General features: G+C 64.7%; 4 protein-coding genes and 1 pseudogene. 3 read left to right on the top strand and 2 right to left on the bottom strand.

Translation table 11 applies throughout. The features are described from left to right. A pseudogene (locus DH10_RS01045) lies at positions 1–283 on the top strand (TetR/AcrR family transcriptional regulator); the annotation flags it as partial. A gap of 12 nt (positions 284–295) precedes the next feature. Here the strand turns inward: DH10_RS01045 and DH10_RS01040 are convergent. Then, the gene (locus DH10_RS01040; RefSeq protein WP_192384069.1) at positions 296–3781 is read right to left on the bottom strand and encodes a PAS-domain containing protein; all 3486 of its coding nucleotides are present in this window, start codon (positions 3779–3781) and stop codon (positions 296–298) included. 338 nt (positions 3782–4119) lie between these two features. Between DH10_RS01040 and mscL the strand changes: the two genes are divergently transcribed. Further along, entirely contained in the window at positions 4120–4542 is a 423-nt protein-coding gene (gene mscL / locus DH10_RS01035) for a large conductance mechanosensitive channel protein MscL (RefSeq protein ID WP_192257331.1), read from the top strand. A gap of 111 nt (positions 4543–4653) precedes the next feature. Further along, entirely contained in the window at positions 4654–5820 is a 1167-nt protein-coding gene (locus DH10_RS01030) for a pyridoxal phosphate-dependent aminotransferase (protein ID WP_192257332.1), read from the top strand. Positions 5821–5830: 10 nt separating this feature from the next. Here DH10_RS01030 and DH10_RS01025 read toward each other — a convergent pair. Next, a partial coding sequence (locus DH10_RS01025) for an aminotransferase class I/II-fold pyridoxal phosphate-dependent enzyme (RefSeq protein ID WP_192384068.1) occupies positions 5831–6088 on the bottom strand: 258 nt, incomplete at its 5' end.

Here is a 6088-nt window from a genome sequence, read left to right as displayed (position 1 = left end):
TCCGCCGCCCGTCGCCTCATGGGATCTTTATCGGGACGCGCCAGAGGCCCAGGAGGCAAGGGCCATGGCGAACCGCACGGTCGAAGTCTTCATGCAGGAGACGCTGCCTGCGGCTTCGGATCCTGTTCGCGACCTGGCCGGAGAGCTGATCATCGAGACGCTCAGCGCTGTGGGAGCGGATTTTTCGGCAAATCCGCGCACGTCAGCCGAGATCGAAACCTATTCCGATGCGCTCGCCGACATGTTTTGCGCCTATCTCAGAAGCCTGGGATACCAAGGGTAGGCAGAAAGAGGATTACTCCGCCGCCGGCGCCAGCGCCCTGACGCGCGCCATCATCGAGCGCAGGACGGCCGGCTTCAGCGGCTTGTTGACCACCGGAATATCGAGGTTGCCTGCGGCCGTGCGCACCTCGCTGGAACGGTCGGCGGTGACCAATACGCAAGGCAGGTCCTGGCCGTAGGCGGCGCGCAGCCTGTGAATCGCGTCGAGCCCGGTGCCGCCGTCGAGATGGTAGTCGGCAAGCACCACATCCGGCCTCACCGCGCTGGGGCGCATGAGGTCTGCCGATCCCGAAGCGGTCTCGACGCTGCAGCCCCAGCCTTCGAGCAGCAGCCGCATGCCGTCGAGGATGCGCGCGTCGTTGTCGATGCACAGCACATTGAGTCCGGCAAGTGAGGATGCCGCGCGCGTCGGCGCCTTCCCGACCTCGCGCGGCGGCGCCGCGATCGCCGCAATCGGCAGGATGACCGAAAAGCGCGTGCCCTTGCCCGGATTGGAGAAGATGCGGATTTCAAGCCTCAGCACCCTGGCGATGCGATCGACGATGGAAAGGCCGAGACCGAGGCCTTCGGCTTCGCGCGCGCCTTCGTCCAGCCGCGTGAATTCGTGGAAGACGGTGTTCAATTTGTCGCCGGCAATGCCGATGCCGGTGTCGATCACCTGGATCTCGGCCAGCTCGCCGCGCCGCCTGACACCCACCAGTATGCGACCGTCGCGCGTGTATTTGATCGCGTTGGAAACCAGATTCTGGATCAGCCGGCGAAGCAGATTGCGGTCGGTCATGACGCCAAGCGAGGACGGCATGATTTTCAGCCCGAGCTTCTTTTCGGCGGCGAGCGGGCGAAAATCGTTGCCGATCTGGCCAAGCAGCCCGCCGAGGCTGAAGGCGGTGTCCTCGGGCTTCAACGCGCCGGCGTCGAGCCGCGAGATGTCGAGCACCGCGCCGAGGATGGTCTCGACCGACTCCAAAGAGGATTCGATGTTGATGGCGGCCTTGCCGGCTCGACCCTTGCCGGCTTTTTCGATCAGCGACGAGCAATAGAGCCGGGCGGCATTCAGCGGCTGCAGGATGTCGTGGCCGGCGGCGGCGAGGAAGCGCGTCTTGCTGAGGTTGGCTTCCTCGGCCAGCATCTGCGCCTGCGCCAGCTCCTCGTTGACGCGGGTAAGCTCGGCGGTGCGACTCTTGACCCGCTGCTCCAGCGATTCATTGGCCCGCTTCAGCGCCAGGTCCTGCTCGACGCGGCCGGAAATATCGGCATAGGTGGCGACGATGCCGCCGTCCGGCATCGGGTTGGAGCGCAGCTCCAGGATGCGGCCGCTGGTCCTGAGCTCCATCTGCCACGGGCTGACGAAACTGGTCAGCCGGTTGAGCATCGTCATCCGCTGGTCGGCGGGGATGTCGCCGCGCTCGGCGAGATGGTGGAGAATCTGGTCGAGCGAGACGCCCACCTGGCCCATCTCGTCCGGCAGGTCGAACAGCGCCCGGTATTGCCGATTCCAGCAGATCAGCCGGAAATCCCGGTCGAAGACGGTGATGCCCTGCTCCATCTGGTCGAGCGCGATCTGCAACAGGTCGCGGTTGTGCTGCAGCGCCTCGGTGGCGTCGTCGAGCAGCCGGAAGGCGTCCTTGGAGTCGCGGTCGTTGCGGCGGAAGAGCAGCGACAGGATAAGGCGCGCCGAGGACGAGCCGACGGCGCTCGCCAGCAACTGCTCCGAGAAGCGGATGACGTCCATGCTGGCCTGTTCCTTGCCGTGCAGGGAGACGTTCGCGTTCTTCTCGAAAGACTGGAAGGAGCGCTCGGTGCGCTCGACGCCGAGATAGCGGGAGATCGTGTCCTTGAGGTCGTTGACGGTGACGGCGGTGCGGAAGCGGCGCAGGCTCGGCATCGGGCCCGCCTCGCGCGGCACGAAGATCGCCGCCTGGATGCGTTCCAGCGGCACGGATGCACGGGACAGCGAGCCCAGCACGAAGAACAGCGCGTTGACCGACAGGCTCCACAACACCCCATGGTTCAGCGGCTCGCCGACGGTGCCGAACAGCGCCTGCGGCCTGAGCGCCTCGAAGCCGAACAGACCATGGACGACGATCTCGGTGTCGGAGGCCAGCAGTGAAGGCAGGAGCAGCGTATAGCCCCACACCAGGATGCCGGCGACCATGCCGAGCGCGGCGCCGCGCCCGTTGGCGCGGCGCCAGATCAGCCCGCCGATCAGCGCCGGCGCGAATTGGGCGATCGCGGCAAACGACATCAGCCCGATCGAGGACAGCCGCGCGCTGTTGGTGCTCTCGCGGTAGTAGAGGAAGGCGATGAACAGCATGATGAAGATCGACGCCCGCCTGACGTTCAGGATCAGCGTCGACCAGTCCTCATTGTCGGAAGAAGGGGTCTTGAGCAGCCGGCGCACGAACAGCGGGATGACAAGGTCGTTTGAGATCATGATCGACAGCGCTACGCTCTCGACGATGACCATTGCGGTCGCCGCCGACAGGCCGCCGATGAAGGCGGCCATGGCGAGCACGTCGTGGCCGCTGAACAGCGGCAGCGACAGCACATAGAGGTCGCTGCTGGTCCAGGTACCGACCAGCGACAGCCCGGCAAAGGCGATCGGCAGCACGAACAGGTTGATCGCCACGAGATAGAGCGGGAACACCCAGGTCGCGGTGCGCAGTTCGGCCTCGCTGCGGTTCTCCACGATGGTGACGTAGAATTGGCGCGGCAGCATGAGGATGGCAAAACCGCTGAGGCAGGTCAGCACCAGCCAGGTTGCCAAGGAGGTGCCGTAGCCCATCGCCTGCCGGGCCTGCGCGTTGTCGGCGAGCTTGTCGAACATGTCGCCGGGGCCGCCGAAGACCAGGAAGGTCACCATCAGGCCGATGGCGAGGAAAGCCGCGAGCTTGACCACGGTCTCGACCGCCACCGCCAGCACCAGCCCGTCTTGGTGCTCGGTGGCGTCGGCGTGGCGGGTGCCGAACAGCACCGCAAACAGCGCCAGCAGCATCGCCACCACCAGCGAGATGTCGCTCACAAAAGGATCGAAAGAGGGCGGCGAACCGGTATAGTGCTCGATCATCAGGCTGACCGAGCCGGAGATCGCCTTCAGCTGCAGCGCGATGTAGGGCACGGCGCCGATGGTGGCGATCAGCGTCGCGATCGCGGCGACGGTAAAACTCTTGCCGTAGCGTGCGCCGAGGAAGTCGGCGATCGAGGTGATCTTCTCGCTCTTGGCCAACCGGACGATGCGGTTGAGCAGCGGGAAGCCGAACACGAAGACCAGCACCGGGCCGGTGTAGATGCCGAGGAATTCGAGGCCCCGCTCGGAGGAAAGCCCGACCGAGCCGAAGAAGGTCCAGGAGGTGCAGTAGATGGCGAGGCTGAGCGCATAGATGAAGGGGCGCGCCCGGCCGAGCCCGGCTGCCACCGAGCGCCGGTCGCCGATGCTCGCAATGGCGAAAAGCAGCGTCACATAGGCGATCGCGATGATGACGACGAACCAGCCTTGCACGGTTCGAACTTCCTCCCTGACCGGTCCTCACCCGGTCCGCCCGAGCAATTCCAGGAAAAGTGTGTCGCGGTTTTCCGTCCGGAATTGCGTAAGAACAAATACTTAGAGCGGTCCAGCGTTTCCATCAAACGCTGGACCGGTCTAGACGCAACCACAGCTTGGAGCCCAAGTCCATCGCGGCTTTCGGCGCATATGTGCGCGACGACGCGGCGTGTGACACAAAGCTATGGCTTCGCCCTTTTTCCGGTTTTGCAACCGGGGGGTTTTGTTATTGTGGCTTCGGGTCGGCGCCGGAGAGTCGGGGCGGCAGCGCGGCCTGTCATGGCAAGGAGGGTCGAATGCTGAAAGAATTCCAGGAATTCATTTCCAAGGGCAATGTCATGGACCTGGCCGTCGGCGTCATCATCGGCGCCGCCTTCGGCAAGATCGTCACTTCCCTGGTCGACGACGTCATCATGCCGATCGTCGGTGCGATCTTCGGCGGACTGGACTTCAACAACTACTTCTTCGGACTGTCCTCGAACGTCCACTCGACCTCACTGGCTGAAGCCAAGAAGGAAGGCGCCGTTTTCGCTTATGGCAGCTTCATCACCGCGGTGCTGAACTTCCTCATCCTTGCCTTCATCATCTTCCTGATGGTCAAGGCCGTGAACAATCTGCGCAAGCGGCTGGAGCGCGAGAAGCCCGCCGCCGCTGCAGCACCGCCTCCAGCCGATGTCCAGCTTCTGACTGAAATCCGCGACCTGCTCGCCAAGAAATAATCTCAAGGCGGACACGCTGGACCAAAACCCCGGCCGTTCGCGGCCGGGGTTTTCTGTTTGCGGCTGTCGTAAAAGACGTTAGCAGTCGTGGAAAACCGGACGGATTGTTGCATGACCCTGATCCAGACCTTGCGCACCGAGGCCCGCGCCGCTCCCGAAAGCGGCATTGTCGCCGTCGTCAACCACGGTCGCTTGCGCGAAGGCCTGATCCCGCTCTGGGCCGGCGAGGGCGACCTGCCAACGCCTTCCTTCATCAGCGACGCAGCCGCCCGGGGATTGGCCGCCGGCGAGACCTTCTACACCTGGCAGAAAGGCATTCCCGAGCTCAGGCAAGCGCTCGCCCGCTACTACGCCAGGCATTTCGGAAAACGCTTCGCCGAGGAAGAATTCATCGTCACCGCTTCCGGCATGCACGCCATCCAATTGGCGATCGACGCCATCGCCGGTAGCGGCGACGAGGTGATCTACCTGTCGCCGGCCTGGCCGAATTTCGCCGCCGCCGCCGGCGTTGCCGGCGCTGTTCCGGTTGCGGTCACGCTCGACCAGTCCGGCAATGGCTGGTCCTGCGACATCGACAAGATCGCGTCCGCCGTCACGTCGCGGACGAAGGCGCTGCTCATCAACACGCCCTCGAACCCGACCGGCTGGACCGCCGACAAGGAAACTCTTCAAGCAATCCTCGATCTGGCCCGCGCCCGCAATCTCTGGATCATCGCCGACGAGATCTATGCGCTGTTCCACTATGGCCATGGCCGTGCGCCGTCCTTCCTCGACATCGCCACGGACGAGGACCGCATCCTGTTTGTCAACAGCTTCTCCAAGAACTGGGCGATGACCGGCTGGCGCGTCGGCTGGATCAAGACCCATCCCGCCTTGCAGCAGGTGTTCGAGAACCTGATCCAGTATTCGACTTCGGGCGTCGCGCAGTTCATGCAGCGCGGCGCGGTCGCCGCCCTCGACGAGGGCGACGGCTTCATCGTCGAACAGGTCGAGCGTGCACGCGCCGCGCGCGACCTCGTCTGCGATATCCTGGGCGCAACCGGCAAGGCGCGCTTCACCGTGCCGCAAGGCGCGTTCTACCTGTTCTTCACCGTCGACGGTATCACCGATTCCCGCACCGCCGCCTTCGACATCGTCGACAACGCCAATGTCGGCGTGGCGCCTGGCACGGCCTTCGGCCCCGGCGGCGAGGCCTTCCTCAGGCTATGCTTCCACCGCCGCCTCGATCAGCTCGAGGAAGCGGCGCATCGCCTGGCGAAATGGATGAAGACGGTGTGAGGAGGCGGCTTCACCCGCCTGACTTCGGCACCAGCAGCGGAATGATGCGGTCGCTCTTGGCCACCGCAGGGCGCCCGGAGGCGGCATAGGGGATGCCGAGCGCGTCCCAGGTCTCGACCAGCGCGTCCTGCAGTTCGGCGATCAGCGCGTCCGAATGGAACGGCGTCGGCGTGATGCGCAGCCGCTCGGTGCCGCGCGGCACCGTCGGATAGTTGATCGGCTGGATGTAGATGCCGTGGACGCCGAGCAGGCGGTCGCTCGCCATCTT

Source organism: Mesorhizobium silamurunense, assembly GCF_014843825.1.
Classification (GTDB): Bacteria; Pseudomonadota; Alphaproteobacteria; order Rhizobiales; family Rhizobiaceae; genus Mesorhizobium; species Mesorhizobium silamurunense.
Note: the sequence above shows the minus strand (reverse complement) of the source record. Positions and strands in the feature narration are given on the sequence as shown.